Origin of the sequence: Cellulomonas sp. SLBN-39 (genome assembly GCF_006715865.1) — a bacterium.
Taxonomy (GTDB): Bacteria; Actinomycetota; Actinomycetes; order Actinomycetales; family Cellulomonadaceae; genus Cellulomonas.
The window spans coordinates 1,534,835-1,550,435 of the sequence record NZ_VFOA01000001.1; the positions used below are offsets into that span (position 1 = coordinate 1,534,835).

20 protein-coding genes are annotated in these 15,601 nt (G+C 75.1%); 8 read left to right on the forward strand and 12 right to left on the reverse strand.

The features are described from left to right. Positions 1-5 precede the first annotated feature (5 nt). The 6 genes from FBY24_RS06990 to FBY24_RS07015 form a co-directional block, all read right to left on the reverse strand. The gene (locus FBY24_RS06990) at positions 6-1,073 is read right to left on the reverse strand and encodes a metalloregulator ArsR/SmtB family transcription factor (RefSeq protein WP_142159258.1); all 1,068 of its coding nucleotides are present in this window, start codon (positions 1,071-1,073) and stop codon (positions 6-8) included. Next, entirely contained in the window at positions 1,070-2,200 is a 1,131-nt protein-coding gene (arsB, locus tag FBY24_RS06995) for an ACR3 family arsenite efflux transporter (protein WP_142159260.1), read from the reverse strand. The genes FBY24_RS06990 and arsB overlap by 4 nt, the downstream gene beginning before the upstream one ends. Next, complete coding sequence (gene trxA, locus FBY24_RS07000; RefSeq protein WP_142159262.1) at positions 2,197-2,550, reverse strand: thioredoxin; 354 nt, start codon at positions 2,548-2,550, stop codon at positions 2,197-2,199. Before trxA ends, arsB begins: the two co-directional genes overlap by 4 nt. A 117-nt stretch (positions 2,551-2,667) precedes the next feature. Next, a complete protein-coding gene (locus FBY24_RS07005) occupies positions 2,668-3,426 on the reverse strand; it encodes a potassium channel family protein (protein WP_142159264.1) in 759 nt (252 codons plus the stop codon). Between the two features lie 45 nt (positions 3,427-3,471). Further along, positions 3,472-4,437 carry an LLM class flavin-dependent oxidoreductase gene (locus FBY24_RS07010; protein WP_142159266.1) on the reverse strand — a complete coding sequence of 322 codons (966 nt, stop codon included), beginning with the start codon at positions 4,435-4,437 and terminating at the stop codon, positions 3,472-3,474. Between the two features lie 65 nt (positions 4,438-4,502). Next, complete coding sequence (locus tag FBY24_RS07015) at positions 4,503-5,369, reverse strand: oxygenase MpaB family protein (RefSeq protein WP_142159268.1); 867 nt, start codon at positions 5,367-5,369, stop codon at positions 4,503-4,505. A 110-nt stretch (positions 5,370-5,479) separates the two neighbouring features. On the opposite strand from FBY24_RS07015, the gene FBY24_RS07020 reads away from it, so the two are divergent. The 3 genes from FBY24_RS07020 to FBY24_RS07030 are packed head-to-tail and all read left to right on the forward strand — an operon-like array spanning position 5,480 to position 7,168. Next, positions 5,480-5,839, forward strand: a complete 360-nt coding sequence (locus FBY24_RS07020) for a helix-turn-helix transcriptional regulator (protein WP_142159270.1) — start codon at positions 5,480-5,482, stop codon at positions 5,837-5,839. Positions 5,840-5,843: 4 nt separating this feature from the next. Next, entirely contained in the window at positions 5,844-6,899 is a 1,056-nt protein-coding gene (locus FBY24_RS07025) for a permease (protein ID WP_255432274.1), read from the forward strand. Between the two features lie 23 nt (positions 6,900-6,922). Beyond that, positions 6,923-7,168, forward strand: a complete 246-nt coding sequence (locus FBY24_RS07030; RefSeq protein ID WP_142159274.1) for a thioredoxin family protein — start codon at positions 6,923-6,925, stop codon at positions 7,166-7,168. Between the two features lie 39 nt (positions 7,169-7,207). Here the strand turns inward: FBY24_RS07030 and FBY24_RS07035 are convergent, their stop codons facing one another. From FBY24_RS07035 to FBY24_RS07045, 3 genes are all read right to left on the reverse strand, one after another. After that, the gene (locus tag FBY24_RS07035; RefSeq protein ID WP_142159277.1) at positions 7,208-7,669 is read right to left on the reverse strand and encodes a hypothetical protein; all 462 of its coding nucleotides are present in this window, start codon (positions 7,667-7,669) and stop codon (positions 7,208-7,210) included. Next, on the reverse strand, positions 7,666-8,262 hold the full coding sequence (locus FBY24_RS07040; protein ID WP_142159279.1) for a helix-turn-helix domain-containing protein: 597 nt from the start codon (positions 8,260-8,262) through the stop codon (positions 7,666-7,668). Before FBY24_RS07040 ends, FBY24_RS07035 begins: the two co-directional genes overlap by 4 nt. Before the next feature lie 70 nt (positions 8,263-8,332). Next, complete coding sequence (locus FBY24_RS07045) at positions 8,333-8,725, reverse strand: low molecular weight phosphatase family protein (RefSeq protein ID WP_142159281.1); 393 nt, start codon at positions 8,723-8,725, stop codon at positions 8,333-8,335. A gap of 76 nt (positions 8,726-8,801) precedes the next feature. On the opposite strand from FBY24_RS07045, the gene FBY24_RS07050 reads away from it, so the two are divergent. Next, positions 8,802-9,416, forward strand: coding sequence for a YdeI family protein (locus FBY24_RS07050; RefSeq protein WP_142159283.1), 615 nt, complete (start codon positions 8,802-8,804; stop codon positions 9,414-9,416). Here the strand turns inward: FBY24_RS07050 and FBY24_RS07055 are convergent. Then, on the reverse strand, positions 9,389-9,754 hold the full coding sequence (locus FBY24_RS07055) for a VOC family protein (protein ID WP_142159285.1): 366 nt from the start codon (positions 9,752-9,754) through the stop codon (positions 9,389-9,391). The two genes, FBY24_RS07050 and FBY24_RS07055, sit on opposite strands and share 28 nt — an antisense overlap. A gap of 181 nt (positions 9,755-9,935) precedes the next feature. Here FBY24_RS07055 and FBY24_RS07060 point away from each other — a divergent pair, with 181 nt between their 5' ends. Both FBY24_RS07060 and FBY24_RS07065 read left to right on the forward strand, forming a co-directional pair. Further along, positions 9,936-10,406, forward strand: a complete 471-nt coding sequence (locus FBY24_RS07060) for a GyrI-like domain-containing protein (protein ID WP_142159287.1) — start codon at positions 9,936-9,938, stop codon at positions 10,404-10,406. Positions 10,407-10,462: 56 nt separating this feature from the next. Then, the gene (locus FBY24_RS07065; RefSeq protein WP_142159289.1) at positions 10,463-11,386 is read left to right on the forward strand and encodes an NADP-dependent oxidoreductase; all 924 of its coding nucleotides are present in this window, start codon (positions 10,463-10,465) and stop codon (positions 11,384-11,386) included. Positions 11,387-11,529: 143 nt separating this feature from the next. Here the strand turns inward: FBY24_RS07065 and FBY24_RS07070 are convergent, their stop codons facing one another. Continuing rightward, positions 11,530-12,831 (reverse strand): ABC transporter permease, encoded by a 1,302-nt coding sequence (locus FBY24_RS07070; protein ID WP_142159291.1) that lies wholly within the window; start codon positions 12,829-12,831, stop codon positions 11,530-11,532. Continuing rightward, complete coding sequence (locus tag FBY24_RS07075; protein WP_142163268.1) at positions 12,828-13,505, reverse strand: ABC transporter ATP-binding protein; 678 nt, start codon at positions 13,503-13,505, stop codon at positions 12,828-12,830. The genes FBY24_RS07070 and FBY24_RS07075 overlap by 4 nt, the downstream gene beginning before the upstream one ends. A 231-nt stretch (positions 13,506-13,736) precedes the next feature. Between FBY24_RS07075 and FBY24_RS07080 the strand changes: the two genes are divergently transcribed. Together FBY24_RS07080 and FBY24_RS07085 are read left to right on the forward strand one after the other, a co-directional pair. Continuing rightward, the gene (locus FBY24_RS07080) at positions 13,737-14,861 is read left to right on the forward strand and encodes a sensor histidine kinase (protein ID WP_142159293.1); all 1,125 of its coding nucleotides are present in this window, start codon (positions 13,737-13,739) and stop codon (positions 14,859-14,861) included. Further along, positions 14,858-15,553: a response regulator transcription factor gene (locus tag FBY24_RS07085; RefSeq protein WP_142159295.1), complete on the forward strand. Its 696-nt coding sequence runs from the start codon at positions 14,858-14,860 to the stop codon at positions 15,551-15,553. The genes FBY24_RS07080 and FBY24_RS07085 overlap by 4 nt, the downstream gene beginning before the upstream one ends. The last annotated feature ends 48 nt before the right edge of the window (positions 15,554-15,601 follow it).

A 15,601-nucleotide genomic window follows, 5' to 3' on the forward strand; every position in this document is an offset into this window, starting at 1 on the left:
GGGGGTCAGGGCTGGGGGACGGGCGTGGTGCGCAGGTCGGGCAGCAGGTCGGCCACGAGGGCGCGGATGCGGGCGTCGATGTCGTCGCGGATCGCGGCGGCGCCCTCGGCGGAGGCGAGGGCCGGGTCGCCGACCACCCAGTCCTCGTAGCGCTTGCCGGGCAGCACCGGGCAGGTGTCGCCGCAGCCCATGGTGATGACGACGTCGGCGGCCCGCACGGCGTCGTCGGTCAGGGGCTTGGGGAAGACCTCGTCGGCGTCGACCCCGAGCGCGGCCAGCAGGGGCTGCACGGTGCTGTGGACCGACCCGGCCGGGGTGGATCCGGCGGAGCGGGCGATCACACGGTCGCCCGCGTGGTGCCGCAGCAGCGCCGCGGCGAGCTGGGAGCGCCCGGCGTTGGCGACGCAGACGAACAGCACCTGCGGCACGTCGTCGGTCGTGCCGGCCTGCGTGCGGGTGGCGCGCTCGAGGTCGGTGAGCCGCTGGCGGGCGAACCGCTCGGCGGTGACGACGAGGTGCGCACCGACGCCCGCGCCGCGGGCGAGCGCCGTGTACGAGTCGCGCACGGTGCGCAGCACGAGGGCCGGGTCGAGCAGCGGGAACCGGGGGGCCAGGTCGTCCGCGACGCGGGTGAGCTGGCCGTCGACGTCGGCGAGCGCGGTCAGCACGGGCGCGGTGCCGGCGTGGGCGGCGACGGCGGCGGGGGCGAGCTGCTCCAGCAGCGCGGTGACCGCGGCCCGCATGCCCGGGACGACGCGGTAGTACACCCACGTGCCGCGGCGCTCGCCGGTGAGCACGCCGACGTCCTTGAGCACCTTGAGGTGGTGCGAGACCGTCGGCTGCGAGACGTCGGCGACGGTCGCGATGTCGCACACGCACGCCTCGCCGCTCGCGCTCGTGGTGAGGAACGAGAGCATGCGCAGCCGCAGGGGGTCGGCGAGGGCCTTGAGCACGCCGGCGACCTGCCCGGCCGCCTCGGTGCCCATCGCGTGGGTCTGCGGCGTGGGGGCGCAGGTGGCGCCGTCGGGCGTCGTCGTGACGGGCGTCGTCGTGACGGGGACGGTGGTGCTCATGCGCGGACCTCCTCCGGGTCGGCCGCCCGCGCCGGGTCCGGCAGCGGTGCCGGGGCGGGGGCGGCGTAGGGGTCGGTCGCGAACCAGCGGCGCGCGGCCCACAGTGAGACGTAGACGAGCCCGACGAGCACGGGCACCTCGATGAGCGGCCCGACGACCCCGGCCAGGGCCTGCCCGGACGTGGCGCCGAACGTGCCGATGGCGACGGCGATCGCGAGCTCGAAGTTGTTGCCGGCGGCCGTGAACGCGAGCGTGGTGGACCGGGCGTACCCGAGCCCGAGCGCCCGCCCGGTGACCATGCCCACGCCCCACATCACCGCGAAGTACACCAGCAGCGGCAGGGCGATCCGGACGACGTCGAGCGGGTTGCTCGTGACGGCCTCGCCCTGCAGCGCGAACAGCAGGACGATCGTGAACAGCAGCCCGTACAGGGCCCACGGCCCGATCCGCGGCACGAAGGTCTCCTCGTACCACTCGCGCCCGCGGGCCCGCTCGCCGACCCACCGCGACGCGAACCCGGCGGCCAGCGGCACCCCGAGGAACACCAGCACGTTGACGGCGATCTGCCCGACGGAGACGTCGAGACCCTGCGTGTCCAGGCCCAGCCAGCCGGGCAGCACGGTGAGGTAGAGCCAGCCGAGCACCGAGAACGCGACGACCTGGAACACGGAGTTGACCGCGACGAGCACCGCGGCGGCCTCGCGGTCCCCGCAGGCGAGGTCGTTCCAGATGACGACCATCGCGATGCAGCGGGCCAGGCCCACGATGATCAGGCCGGTGCGGTACTCGGGCAGGTCGGGCAGGAAGACCCAGGCGAGCGCGAACATCAGCGCGGGCCCGACGAGCCAGTTGAGCACCAGCGAGCTGACGAGCAGGCGCCGGTCGCCGGTGACGGCGGCGACCCGGTCGTACCGCACCTTGGCCAGCACCGGGTACATCATCACGAGCAGGCCGAGGCCGATCGGGATGCTGATCCCGCCGACCTCGAGGTCCGCCAGCACCTCGCCGAGGGCCGGCACGAACCGGCCGAGCACGAGGCCCGCGACCATGGCCGCGCCGATCCAGACGGGCAGCCACCGGTCGAGGGTGGACAGCCGGCGGGCCGCGACCTGCGCGGGCGCGCTCACGCGCGGTCCTGGGCGGCGGTGCCGACGGACTCGAGGACCTGCTCGATCTCGGCGGCGATGGCCGGGCGCGGCTTGGCGCCGATCAGAGAGCGGACGAGCACGCCGTCGACGTAGAAGCCGAGCGTCGGGATCGACACGATCCCCGCGGCGGTCACGGCCTCGGGGTTCGCGTCCGCGTCGACCTTGACGATGCGGACGCGCCCGGCGTACTCCTCGGCGAGCTGGTCGAGCACCGGGGCGACCTGGCGGCAGGGCCCGCACCACGTGGCCCAGTAGTCGACGACGACGGGGAGCGGGGACTGCAGCACCTCGGCGTCGAACGACGCGTCGGTGACGGCGGTGACGGGCATCGGGCTCTCCTCGGACGTGCGGGTCGTGCTGGTGATTCGACAGTCTTCTATATCGACACCCATCGAATCAAGCGAACGGCAGGTGAACGCCGCACGAGCGGGCGACGCCCCGGGAGGTCAGCCGCGGCCCGGACCCTCCGCCGTGCCCGTGCCCGTGCCCGTGCCCGTGCCCTCGAGCTCCTCGCGCAGCCGCCGGACCTCCTCGTGCAGGGCCGCCACCTGGGCGCGCGTCGCGGCCTGCTCGAGCTCGTTCTCCTCGGCCACGCGCTCCACCAGCCACGAGGCCAGCGTCGCGGTGACCGACCCGAGCAGCGCCAGCCCGCCGGTCATCAGCGTCGCAGCCACCACGCGGCCCGTCGCCGTCACGGGCACGAGGTCGCCGTAGCCGACCGAGGTGATGGTCGCCACCGCCCACCAGAGCCCGTCCCCGAGGTTCGTGATGCTCGCGCCCGGGGCGCCGCGCTCCGCGTCCGTCACCGCCAGCGCCCCCAGCAGGACGAGCAGGAGCGTCCCCCCGGACGCGTAAGCCACGACCCGCACCCGCCAGGTCGACGCCCCGACCCTGCGCACCACGGACAGCACCGTGACCAGCCGCAGCAGCCGCAGCGGGCGCAGCATCGGCACCACCAGCACCAGCAGGTCCAGCACGTGCGACCGGACGAACGCCCGGCGGTCGTCCGCCAGCGCCACGCGGACCACGTAGTCGACCCCGAACAGCGCCCACGCCCCCGCCATGAGCACCGCGCACGCCTGCACGACGTCCGGCGGCAGGTCCGGCCACGCGATCGGTGCGGCGTACCCCACGAGGAACACGACCGCGGCGACGAGGAGCGGGGTCTCCGCCCGCTGCTCCCAGGTCTGCCGCCTGCTGCGCACGAGCGCAGGCTACGGCGCGGCCCCGTGCCGCCGCGCGCGCCGCGCTCAGAGGATGCGGGCCAGCTCGACCAGGGCGTCCATCGGGTCGCCGGCGGCGGGCAGCAGCACCGACACGTCCAGGCCCGCCGCCGCGCGCGCGGCCAGCGCGGCCCGGACGTCGGACGGCGTGCCAGCGAGCGACAGGTGCGCCACCCACGCGTCCGGCATGCGTGCGGCGAACTCCTCCCGCGTCGCGCACGCCGCCCGCAGCCCGGCGAGCTCCGCGCCGAACGGCACCGGCGCCAGGTGCGGGGCCCAGTCGGGCTCGCCGATCCACGCCAGCGCGGGGCGCACCCGGGCCAGCGCCGCCGTGGCGTCGTCGTCGACCGCCGCCACGTCGTAGCCCACGAGCCGGTGCGGACCGGTCGCGCCGATCTGCGCCCGCGCCGCCTCCACGTACTCCGGTGCGCACGGCTCGGCCAGGACCGTGCCGTCGGCCACGCGGCCCGACATGGCCAGCGAGCGCGGGCCCCGCACGCCCGCGAGCAGCCGCGGCGGGGTGCCCGGCACGGCCGACGGGTCCAGCCGCACGTCCGTCAGCGGCCCCTGGCCGCCCGTGCCCTCCGTCGTCACGGCCTCCCCGCGCAGCAGCGCCGTCAGGGCGGACAGGTGCTCCTCCAGCAGGCCCAGCGGGCGCGCCGGCCACGCGCCGACCGCGCGCATCCACCCGGGCATCCCGTGCCCGACGCCGACGTCCACCCGCCCGGGGAACAGCTGGGCGAGCGTCGCGACCTCCATCGCCGCGAACGCCGGGTTGCGCACCGCCGCCGGCAGGATCCCGACGCCGACACGGATTCGCCGGGTCGCCGCGAGCACGGCCGCCGCCTGCGCGACGCCCCCGCGGAACCCCAGGTCCTCCACGACCCACAGCTCGTCGAACCCGAGCTGCTCGGCGCGCCGCGCGAACGGCAGCACCTGGTCGGCGGGCAGGTCGCGCGGCAGGAGCGCCGCGACGGCAAGAGGACGGGTCATGGCACGCTCCGGCGTCGATGCAGGTCGGACGCCCCGACCCTACGGCGCGGACGGGCTCGCGGGGATCAGCCCGTCGGCTGGCCTGCCAGGAGCCAGCGGACCGTGCGGGTCGCGCCGTCGCCCGCCCACAGGGCCGCGCGCGAGCGCACCGGACCCGGGACGCGCAGGCCCAGCTCCGTGACGGCCCAGGCGGGCAGGCTCGCGACCGCCGCCTCGGCGAGCGCCGAGTACCCGGCCCGCAGCGCCACCGGCACGGGGGGCTCGCGCAGCAGGAACGTGGCCGCGTCCAGGGCCGCGGGCGTCGCGCGCAGCACCGGCCGGTAGCCCTCGATCGTCGCCTCCAGGTCCGCGACGGTCTCCGGGACGTCCGTCGCGCCCAGCGCCCGGCCGATCCGCGCGGCCTGCGCCACGTACTCGTCCGCGCGCTCCGGCGTCAGCGGGCGCTCGCCCCAGCGGCGGTGCGCGTCGAGGAAGCTCTCGATCTCCGTCACGTGCACCCAGCGGAGCAGGTCGGGCTCGTCCGCCACGTACGGCACGCCGTCGTCCGTGGTGCCCCGGACCCGGCCGTGGATCGTGCGGACCGCGTCCACCGCCGCCTGCGCGTCGTCGGCCGTGCCGAACACCGTCACCGCGAGGAACGTGCTCGTGCGGGCCAGGCGCCCCCACGGGTCCGCGCGGTACCCCGAGTGCTGCGCGACCGCCGTCATCGCCACCGGGTGCAGCGACTGCAGCAGCAACGAGCGCAGGCCGCCGACGAACATCGACGCGTCGCCGTGCACCTCGCGGATCGCCGCGTCGGGCGCGAACCACCGCGGGCCGGGGCGGTGGTGGATCCGCTCGCGCGAGCGGATGCCGTGCGGCCCCGCCACCCGCAGGAACAGCGCGGTGCCCGCACGCGCGCGCCACTGCCGGACCGGGGTCACCAGGCTCATGCGCACACCGTACGGATCGGCACCTGAACGCCCGCTGAGAGCGGTCGGCGCCCGTGGGCCGAGGACGAAGGTCCGTGGGACCCGGCCGCTGCCGGGCGGACGCTTCAACCATGGTTGAGGCGACGGCCGTCGAGCCGACGCAGGACGGGACCGCGGCGGGCGATGCGACGCGTGCCGCGGACGCGCTCGCGGTGCTCCAGGCCGCCGCCGACCCGGTGCGGTGGACCGTGCTGGACCGTCTCGCGGCCGGGCCGGCCTGCGTGTGCCACCTCCAAGAGCACGTGACCGTCGCGGGCAACCTGCTCAGCTACCACCTGCGCGTGCTGCGCGAGGCCGGGCTGGTCACGGCGAGCCGGCGCGGTCGGTGGGTCGACTACGCGCTCGCCGAGGATGCGCCCGCACGCCTGCGGGCCGCGCTGCCGGGGTCGGGCGTGGCGGCGTCGTCCGGCGGCTGCGGGACGGGCCGGTGACGTCGTGAGCCTCGCCGAGCACCTGCGGGCCCGCACCCCCACCCGCCGGTGGGTCGGGCTGGGCGTCGCCGCGGCCGTGTGGACCGGGCTGTACGCGGCCAACGCGCCGTTCTGGGACTGGCTGCTGCTCGACGTCGTCGGCCTCGACGAGGGCACGCGCCTGGGCTCGGGCGTGCACTTCTTCGTCTACGACACCGTGAAGATCGCGCTGCTGCTGGTCGGGATCATCTTCGTGGTGACCGTGCTGCGGTCGTTCATGAGCGTGGAGCGCACGCGCGCGATGCTCGGCGGGCGGCGCGAGGGGCTGGGCAACGTCCTGGCCGCCGGGCTCGGGGTCGTCACCCCGTTCTGCTCGTGCAGCGCCGTGCCCGCGTTCATCGGGTTCGTCGCCGCCGGTGTGCCCCTCGGCGTGACGATGAGCTTCCTCGTCGCCAGCCCGCTGGTCAACGAGGTCGCGATCGCCCTGCTGCTCGGGCTGTTCGGCGTCGGGCCCACCCTCCTGTACGTCGGCGCCGGGCTGACGGTCGCGGTGGTCGCGGGCCTCGTGCTCGGGCGGATGCGCGTCGAGCGGTGGGTCGAGCCGTTCGTCTTCGAGACCCGCCTCGGCGGACGTCCCGTCGACCCCGCCCTCGGACTGACCTGGGACGACCGCATCCAGATGGGCGTCGAGGAGGTCCAGACCATCCTCCGCAAGATCTGGCCCTACCTGCTGGTCGGCATCGGACTCGGCGCGGTGATCCACGGCTGGGCGCCCGACGACCTCTTCGCCCGCTACGCCGGCGCCGACAACCCGTTCGCCGTCGTCGTGGCCGTCGCCATCGGCGTGCCCCTGTACTCCAACGCCGCGGGAGTGCTCCCGCTCGTCGAGGCCCTGCACGACAAGGGCCTGCCCATGGGCACCCTGCTCGCGTTCATGATGGCCGTCGTCGCGCTGAGCCTGCCCGAGCTGATCCTGCTGCGCCGGGTGCTCAAGCCCCGCCTGATCGCGCTGTTCGTGGCGGTCGTGGCCACCGGCATCGTCGCCACCGGCTACCTGTTCAACGCCGTCCTCGGCGTCTGACCCACCACCACGAAGGAGCTGTCATGGACATCGCGATCCTCGGACCCGGCTGCGCGAACTGCGTGAACCTCGAGCGCGTCACGCGCGAGGCCGTCGCCGACCTCGGCATCGCCGCGACCGTCGAGAAGGTCACCGACTACGGCGCGATCGCCGGCTACGGCGTCATGTCGACCCCCGCGCTGGTCGTCGACGGCGAGGTCGTCCTCTCCGGCCGCGTCCCCACCACCGCCCAGGTCGCCGACCTCCTCGCCACCCGCACCACGGCCTGACCGACGCGCCGCCCGGTCGAGGTCGACCGGAGACTGACTTCAGTACGGCGGCATGTGCCCCAGGACCTTCGCGGCCGCGTCGACGATCGCCCGGCAGAGGGGGAGGTCGGCGAGCACGTCCTCCGTCGTGGAGGTGATGTCGTCGAGGTAGTCGCCCGCGTTGCGGATCCGTCGGATCCGCGAGTACGGGGCCACCACCTTCCCGAGAGGCGGGTCGAGCTGGGCGCGAGCGGCCTCGTGCACCGCGGTGTGACCACCGGCGCGGGTCGGACGAAGCCCTTGCGCGAGGAGCACAGCCGTGAGCGCCTTGCGGTTGGCCGCGTGCAGCGCGTCGTACGCGAGGACGACGTCGCTCGGCGCCAGGGTCTCGGCGGACACCAGGTGCCGGCGCGCCTGCGCGATCATCGACGCGGCGGCGTCGGCGTTGACGGGCACACGTTCCAGCTGTCCCTGGCCGACGAGCGTGTCGACGGTCGTGATCCCTTGCGCCCAGGGGCTCACGACGCCACCTGTCCCCGACGGTGGACGTCGAGTCCCACCAGCGGACGTGAGCGGACGTGCTGCACGAAGGGGTCGGTGGCATCGGCCCAGCGGGACGGGCTGGCGTAGGTCACGTTCACCTCGCGCCCGAGCGTCGCGTCGAGGCCGTCGAGCGCATCGTCGACCTGGGCGCGGTCCGGAGCCCCGACCACGAGGACGTCCACGTCGCCGGGTGGCGGCCCGGGCTCGCCGTGGAACCGCGCGGCCCAGGAACCGTGCACGTACGCCTCGTCGATCCCGGCGATGCCCGTCAGTGCCCGCTCGACCGCCTGCGCCGGACCGTAGGTCACGACGAGGAGCTGGCGGAGTGGCTCGGTCGCGGGATTGTCCGTCGCGGGGTGCAGCACCACGGCGCGGCCGACGCGCTCGCCCCGCAGCAGACCGGCGTCGAGCAGGCGACGAACCTCCCGCGAGACCGTCGTCTCCGGTGCCCCGAGCGTGTGAGCGAGGTCTGCGGCGGTGCTGGTGCCGGGAGTGGTGAGCACATGGAGCAGGAGACGCGCCTGGAGCGCCGAGCGGAAGATCGGCATGAGAGCGGGCGCCTCAGATCTCATATGACGCACGATAACACTCGTCAAACGAGTCTTTCCCTGGTCGGCGACGATGGGCGCCGCTGCCCGGACGTCAGCGGCTGCGGAGCTCGTCGACGAGCTCGGCCACGCGGGACCGCAGGTGGTCGCGCAGGGGGCGGATGCCGTCGACGTCCCAGCCCGCGGGGTCGGGCAGCGGCCACGTGCGCACGTCCGGGTGGTCCGGCAGGTCCAGGCCGGGCTTGAGGGCGACGACGACGTCCGCCGCGGCCATCGTCGCCGGCGTCAGGAGCGTCGGCACCTGGTCGCTGCGGTCGATCCCGAGCTCGGCCAGCGACGCGAGCGCCTCGGGGGAGACCCGGCCGTCGGGCGCCGTGCCCGCCGACAGCACGCGGACGTCGTCACCGGCGTGGGCGGCGGCCAGGCCCGCGGCCAGCTGCGAGCGGCCCGCGTTGTGGACGCAGACGAACAGGACGGTCGGTGCCACGCGGATCTCCTCGTCTGGTGCCGGCGGCGCCGAGCATAGGACAGGCCGTGTCCGCGACCGCCCCTACGGTGGCCTCATGACGGGCTCCGGGGGCAGGGCGCAGGGTGCGGCGGTCGAGCCGTTCGTCGTGGCCGACGTCGGGGCGTGGCGGGCGTGGCTCGACGCGCACGAGGACGCCTCGGACGGGGTGTGGCTCGTGCTCGCGAAGAAGGGCACGGTCGAGCCGACGAGCCTGACCTACGCGCAGGCGCTCGACGAGGCGCTGTGCAGCGGGTGGATCGACGGGCAGAAGCGCAGCCACGACGCCGCGACGTTCCTGCAGCGCTTCACCCCGCGGCGGGCGCGGTCGATGTGGTCGCAGCGCAACGTCGAGCACGTCGCACGGCTCGTCGCCGAGGGGCGGATGCGCCCGCGCGGGCAGGTCGAGGTCGACCGTGCCCGGGCCGACGGCCGCTGGGACCGGGCGTACGCCGGTTCGGCGACGATCGAGGTGCCCGACGACCTGACGGCCGCGCTGGCCGCGGTGCCCGGTGCGGCGCAGGCGTTCGCGGCGCTCAGCAGCCAGGCTCGGTACTCCGTGCTGCACCCCGTGGTGACGGCGGCGACGGGCCCGACGCGGACCCGCCGCATCGAGCGCGCCGTCGCCGCCCTCGCGGCCGGCGCTCAGCCCCCGGCGGGCGCGGACTCGTAGAGGCCCACGTGGTTGCCGTCCGGGTCGACGAACACCGCCCACGCGCTGGTCTCGTCGATGGGTGCGCGCTCCATCAGCACCGTCCCACCGAGCTCGCGCACCTGGGCCAGGGTCGCCTCGATCGAGTCGACCTCGACGTAGCTGCGAGGCTGGGCGAAGCCCTCGCTGCGCGGGGCCAGGCCGCCGCCGCTGATCTTGTTGGGCGCCTGCCACATGGGGTAGCCCTCGAAGCCGGGCATCTCGGCGATCTGCCAGCCGAACAGGTTGCCGTAGAAGCGGGTGGCGGCCGCCATGTCCGCCACCGGGATGTCGATGTGGGTGATGTCTCCGTGCGCCATCGCACGCCCCCTCGGGTCGTCGGCCCGTGCGCGGCTCGCCGGGCCGTCGGCACGACGCTAGCGACGCCCGCCCGCACCGGCTACGGGCCCGGCCCGACGTTCGGCCGATGAGTCCGGGGCGCGGGACCGGTCGGTGGTGGTGAGGGGTGCACGGGGCGCCCGGCGTGACGAGGAGGACGACATGGCCGAGCAGGTGGAGCTGCCCACGACGTCGTTGGCGGCCGTCCGGCGCACGGTGCCGATGACGGAGCTGGTGACGTTCTTCGACAGCGCGTACACCGCGGTCGCGAGCGCCGCGCAGCAGGAGGGGTGGACGATCACCGGACCTGCGGTCGGATGGTTCCCGGTCAGCATGCCGACGGGCCCGACCGAGATCACCGCCGGGTTCGCGGTCGACGGCGTGCCGCCCGGGGCGTCGTCGGGGGACGTCACCGTGCTCGACCTGCCGGGCGGTCCGGCGCTCGTGGCCACGCACCTCGGCTCGTACGACGGGCTGCCGGACGCCTGGGAGAAGCTCGAGCAGGAGCGGGTCGCCCTCGGCGTCGAGGGGCGCGGGGACTTCTGGGAGGAGTACGTGTCCGAGCCTTCGCCGGGCGGCGACCCGTCGGGCAACGTCACGCGGCTCGTGCTGCCGCTGCGCGCGGCGTCCTGACCCGGCCCGGGCGGTCGGAGGGAACACCGGACCGCCCGGGCGTGGTTGCGCCTGGCATGCGAGCCATCACCTACTCCCGCTACGGCGGCAGCGACGTCCTCGAGACCACCGAGCAGCCCACCCCCAAGGTCGGCCCCGACTCGGTGCTCGTGCGCGTGCGCGCCGCGTCCGTCAACCCCGTCGACTGGAAGATCCGCGCGGGCTACCTCGACCAGGTCATGGACGTGACGTTCCCGGTGGTGCCGGGCTGGGACGTCGCCGGCGTCGTCGAGCGCGTCGGCCTCGACACCCCCGAGCTGCAGGTCGGCGACGAGGTCTTCGGGTACGTGCGCAAGGACTGGGTGCAGGGCGGCACGTTCGCCGAGCTCGTCTCCGCCCCGGTGCGCACGCTCGCCCGCAAGCCCGCCTCCCTGACGTTCGAGGAGGCCGCGGCGGTGCCGCTCGCGGGTCTGACGGCGTACCAGACGATCGAGCGCACGGAGGTGCGTGCCGGGCAGACCGTGCTCGTGCACGCCGCGGCCGGCGGCGTCGGGCAGTTCGCCGTGCAGATCGCCGCCGCGCGCGGCGCCCGCGTGATCGGCACCGCGTCCGAGGGCAACCACGCGTACCTGCGCGACCTCGGCGCCGAACCCGTGACCTACGGGGACGGCCTCGTCGAGCGGGTGCGGGCGCTGGCGCCCGAGGGCGTCGACGTCGTGCTCGACTACGGCACCCCCGACCTGGTTGCGACCACGCGTGCGCTGCTGGCCCCCGGCGGCACGGTCGCGTCGATCACGGACGCGGCCGCCCGCGACGAGCTCGGCGGCCACTACGTGTGGGTCCGCCCCTCGACGGCCGACCTCACCGCCCTGGCCGAGCTCGCCGACGCCGGCGTCCTGCGCGTCGACGTCGCGCAGGTCTTCGACCTCGCCGACGCGGCCGCCGCCCACGACGCCAGCGCCACCGGCCACGTCCGCGGCAAGGTCGTCGTCCGCGTCTGACCCGACCCTGCCCGAGGGCGGGGTCGGTGATGCCCCGGTGGGCGTGTTCGAAAACCGATACCCCTGACGGAATCTCGACAGACGGCCCTGTCCTGGCGCTCGCGCCGGTCGCACCCCGGTGAAGGGTGCGGCCGGCGGCGGGGTCACTCGTAGCGGAGGGACTCGATCGGGTCCTGGCGGGCGGCGCGCAGCGCGGGCAGGGTGCCGGCGAGGAACGCGATCGCCATGACCCCGACCACCACGGCGGCCACGGACACCGGGTCGAACGCCACCAGGGTCAGGCCCGGCAGGTCCGCGAGCAGCGTGCTCGCCAGGGCCGTGCTGATGAGCTGCGCCGCGCCCATCGCCGCGAGCACCCCGACCGCGCTGCCGACCAGCCCGATCGTCACCGCCTCCAGCGAGAACAGGGCGAACACCCGGCCGCTGGCCAGGCCCATCGCCTTCATCAGGCCGATCTCACGGGTGCGCTCCTGCACCGACATGAACAGCGTGTTGATGATGCCGATGCCCGCGGCCACCAGCGCGATGATCGCGAACCCGTTGAGCACCAGCACGATCGTGTCGATCACCGACGTGAACGTGCCGAGCTGGTCCTCCAGCGTCGTGGCCGTGTAGCCCGCGTCGTCGAGCGCCTCGACCACCGCGGCCTGGTGCTCCTCGCCCGCGGTCGCGTCGAACCACACCGACGCGGACGCGTACGTCGGCTCCTGGTCGTCCGGCACGCCGACCTGCTGCAGGTCGGCCAGCGCGAGGGTCAGCGCGTCGTTCGGCACCGCACCGGTCAGGGAGACCAGCCCGGGCGCCGCCACGCCGACGACCGTCGCGTCGAGCGTGCTCTGCGTGCCCTCGGCGTCCGTGACCGCCAGGGTGACCGTCGCCCCGACGGCGTCCTCGGCCGAGCCGAACCCGAGCGGGTCCACGTACGACTCGGGCAGCACGACCTGGGGCTCGGAGCCCTCGAGGTCCACCTGGTCGCCGGCCTCGAGCTCGACCTGCATGCCCGCGACGATCGGGGACAGCGCCAGCTCGTACCGCGTCCCGTCGTCGTGCTGCACGTAGTCGACGCCCACGGAGCGGGTCGGCTCGACCCGCTCGACGCCCTCCACGTCCCCGATCGTCGCCAGGTCGTCCTCGGTCAGCGGGTCCGCCTGCTCGGCGAACGGGTCGCCCCCCGCCCCCGGGTCCTGCGCGGCCGCGTCCGGGTCGTACTCCTGCGGTCCGTCCGTCGGGGCGCTCGCCTCGACCGTCCGGGTCACCGTCAGCACGTCGTCCGCGCCGATCGACGCCACCGTGTCGTCGATGTACGCGTTGATGCCCGTGCCGACCCCGTTGGTCAGCGACAGCGTGAACGCGCCGATCGAGATGGCCAGCACCGTCAGGCTGGTGCGGAGCTTGGCCCGGAACGTGCCGGCGACCGCCTGGGTCACCACGTCGACGGTCCTCATGCGGCCACCTGCTCCCCGGCCACCAGGCCGTCGCGGATCTGGATGCTGCGGTCGCAGCGGGCGGCGAGGTCCTCGTCGTGCGTGACCACCACGAGGGTGATGCCGCGCTCCCGGTGGAGGTCGAAGAGGATGTCCTCGACCATGCCGCCGGTCGTGGAGTCGAGGTTGCCCGTGGGCTCGTCGGCGAAGATCACGCGGGGCTCGTTGATGAGCGCCCGGGCGATGACCACGCGCTGCTTCTGCCCGCCCGACAGGTCGTTGGCCTTGTTCGACGCCTTGTCGTCCAGACCGAGCTGCGCGAGCGCCGCCATGCCACGCCGCCGCCGCTCGCCCCGCGGCACGCCCGCGATCGTCAGCGGCAGCACCACGTTGTCCAGCACGCTGGCGCGCGGGTTGAGGAAGAACTGCTGGAACACGAACCCGAACGCCCGGTTGCGGGTCGCGTTGACCTCCTTCACCTTCAGCCGGGACGTCTCGACGCCCTCCAGCGTCAGCGACCCCGCCGTGGGCCGGTCGAGCAGCGCCAGCAGGTGCATGAGCGTCGACTTGCCCGAGCCGCTCTTGCCGAGGATCGCCAGCGACTCCCCGGCCGCCACGTCCAGGTCCACGCCCCGCAGGGCCTCGAAGGCGCCGCTGCCCGACCCGTAGGTCTTGCGCAGCCCGCGCACGCTCATCAGTGGTCCGTCCACCGGGTGCCTCGTTCTCTCGTCCGTCGCCGGCCCGTCGCCGACGTGACCCACCGTCCCCCGCGGACCCCGGCCGGCGCGTCGCCCCACGGCTCGCACCCGCGTACCGCCGTCGCGGTACGCCGCCTCCCGCGCGGGGCGGACGTGCCGCCCGCCGCCCGTGCGCGATGCTGGTCGCGACGCGGGGGAGGGGCTGTGGACGACGGGCGGGGACGAGCGGTGCGGTGGCGACGGGTCGGCGGCGACGTGTTCCTCGCGTCCGTGATCGTGCTGTCCGGCAACCTCGAGCCCGGCGCCCGAGGGCACGACGTCGAGCCCCGGTTCCGACCCGACGTGCTCGTCGTCAACCTCGTCGCGATCGCCGTGCTGCTGCTCAGCCGCCGCTACCCTCGCGCGGCCCTCGGTGCGCTGCTCGGCCTCACGGTGCTGACCGTCCCCCTGGGGCTCTACAACATCGGCACCGTCACGGCCGTCGCCGTCGCCGTCTACGTGGTCAGCACCCGCACCGACCGGCGCACCGCCACGCTGCTGACGATCGGCGTGGCGGTGCTCGTCACCGGCCTGGCCCTCGTCGTGGGCGTCGCCGGGCCGCAGTTCCTGCTCGTCGTGTGCCTCGGCGGGGCGCTCGGCGACGCGATCCGCACGCAGCAGGCCGCCATGGCCGCCGTCACCGAGCGCGCCGAGCGCGCCGAACGCACCCGCGAGGCCGTCGCCCGCCAGCGGGTCGCGGAGGAGCGGCTGGCGATCGCCCGCGACCTGCACGACGTCGTCGCCCACCAGATCGCCGTCATCAACCTGCACGCCGGCGTCGCCGCGGGTGCCGTGCGCACCCGCCCCGACGACGCGGAGCGGGCGCTGGCCACGATCCGGCAGGCGTCGCGCACCGTGCTCTCCGAGATCGGCGACCTGCTGGCCACCCTCCGCGAGCCCGGCGCCGCGGCTGCCGTGGGCCTCGCGCACCTCGACGACGTGGTCCGCGGCCTGGCCGCCGACGGGCTCCAGGTCACGGTCCGCCGCGACGGCGACCTCGACGCCCTGCCCAGCGCCGTCGACGTCGTCGCGCTGCGCGTCGTGCAGGAGGCCCTGACCAACGCGCACAAGCACGGCGCCGACCGGCACGCCCACGTGCGCCTGCAGCACCACGACCAGACCCTGACCGTCACCGTCACCAACGCCTGCACCCCGCAGACCACCGGCCCCGGCACCCGGCACGGGCTGCTGGGCATGGCCGAACGCGTCGAGTCCGTGCGCGGCACCCTCACGGCCGGCCCCACGAGCGGCACCTGGACGGTCCGGGCGACCCTGCCGACCAGCACCTCCGACGTCGAGGAGCCCGCGACGTGACCACCGACCCCGCCACGGCCCCCGCGGTCCGGGTGCTCGTCGCCGACGACCAGGCCCTCATCCGCGCCGCCATCGCCGACCTCGTCACCTACGCCGACGGCCTCGAGCTCGTGGGCCAGGCCGCCGACGGGCGCGAGGCCATCGCGCTCGCGGGCCGGCTGCGCCCCGACGTCGTGCTCATGGACATCCGCATGCCCGGCGTCGACGGGATCGCCGCGACCCGCAGCATCTGCACCGACCCGGCGCTCGCGGCCGTGCGCGTGCTGGTGCTGACGACGTTCGAGGAGGACCAGTACGTCGTCGGTGCCCTGCGCGCCGGGGCCAGCGGGTTCATCGGCAAGGGCGCCGAGCCGGCCGACATCGTCGCGGCCGTGCACGCCGTGCACCGCGGCGACGCCCTGCTCTCGCCCACCGCCACCCGGGCGCTCATCGACCGGTACGTGCTGCCGGTGGCCGCGACGTCCGCCGCCCCGCACCCCGACCTCGCCGAGCTCACCGAGCGGGAGGTCGAGGTGCTCACGCTCGTCGGCACCGGCCTGTCCAACGCGGAGGTCGCCGACCGGCTGGTCATCTCCCCGCACACCGCCAAGACCCACGTGAACCGCATCATGGCCAAGCTCGGCGCCCACGACCGCGCCCAGCTCGTCATCGCCGCCTACGAGAACGCCCTGGTCCGCGCCGACCCGCGCTGACCGGTGCACGGCGACGGCCGCCGGTCACGGGGACCGACGGCCGTCGTC

What these genes read in the sequence shown, in the direction of transcription:
- FBY24_RS07015 (WP_142159268.1), bottom strand. Translation starts at nt 5,369, where the DNA reads ATGAGCCTGGTGACCCCGGTCCGGCAGTGGCGCGCGCGTGCGGGCACC.
- FBY24_RS06990 (WP_142159258.1), bottom strand. Translation starts at nt 1,073, where the DNA reads ATGAGCACCACCGTCCCCGTCACGACGACGCCCGTCACGACGACGCCC.
- FBY24_RS07070 (WP_142159291.1), bottom strand. Translation starts at nt 12,831, where the DNA reads ATGAGGACCGTCGACGTGGTGACCCAGGCGGTCGCCGGCACGTTCCGG.
- FBY24_RS07065 (WP_142159289.1), top strand. Translation starts at nt 10,463, where the DNA reads ATGCGAGCCATCACCTACTCCCGCTACGGCGGCAGCGACGTCCTCGAG.
- FBY24_RS07060 (WP_142159287.1), top strand. Translation starts at nt 9,936, where the DNA reads ATGGCCGAGCAGGTGGAGCTGCCCACGACGTCGTTGGCGGCCGTCCGG.
- FBY24_RS07075 (WP_142163268.1), bottom strand. Translation starts at nt 13,505, where the DNA reads ATGAGCGTGCGCGGGCTGCGCAAGACCTACGGGTCGGGCAGCGGCGCC.
- FBY24_RS07050 (WP_142159283.1), top strand. Translation starts at nt 8,802, where the DNA reads ATGACGGGCTCCGGGGGCAGGGCGCAGGGTGCGGCGGTCGAGCCGTTC.
- trxA (WP_142159262.1), bottom strand. Translation starts at nt 2,550, where the DNA reads ATGCCCGTCACCGCCGTCACCGACGCGTCGTTCGACGCCGAGGTGCTG.
- FBY24_RS07040 (WP_142159279.1), bottom strand. Translation starts at nt 8,262, where the DNA reads ATGAGATCTGAGGCGCCCGCTCTCATGCCGATCTTCCGCTCGGCGCTC.
- FBY24_RS07030 (WP_142159274.1), top strand. Translation starts at nt 6,923, where the DNA reads ATGGACATCGCGATCCTCGGACCCGGCTGCGCGAACTGCGTGAACCTC.
- FBY24_RS07055 (WP_142159285.1), bottom strand. Translation starts at nt 9,754, where the DNA reads ATGGCGCACGGAGACATCACCCACATCGACATCCCGGTGGCGGACATG.
- FBY24_RS07010 (WP_142159266.1), bottom strand. Translation starts at nt 4,437, where the DNA reads ATGACCCGTCCTCTTGCCGTCGCGGCGCTCCTGCCGCGCGACCTGCCC.
- FBY24_RS07020 (WP_142159270.1), top strand. Translation starts at nt 5,480, where the DNA reads ATGGTTGAGGCGACGGCCGTCGAGCCGACGCAGGACGGGACCGCGGCG.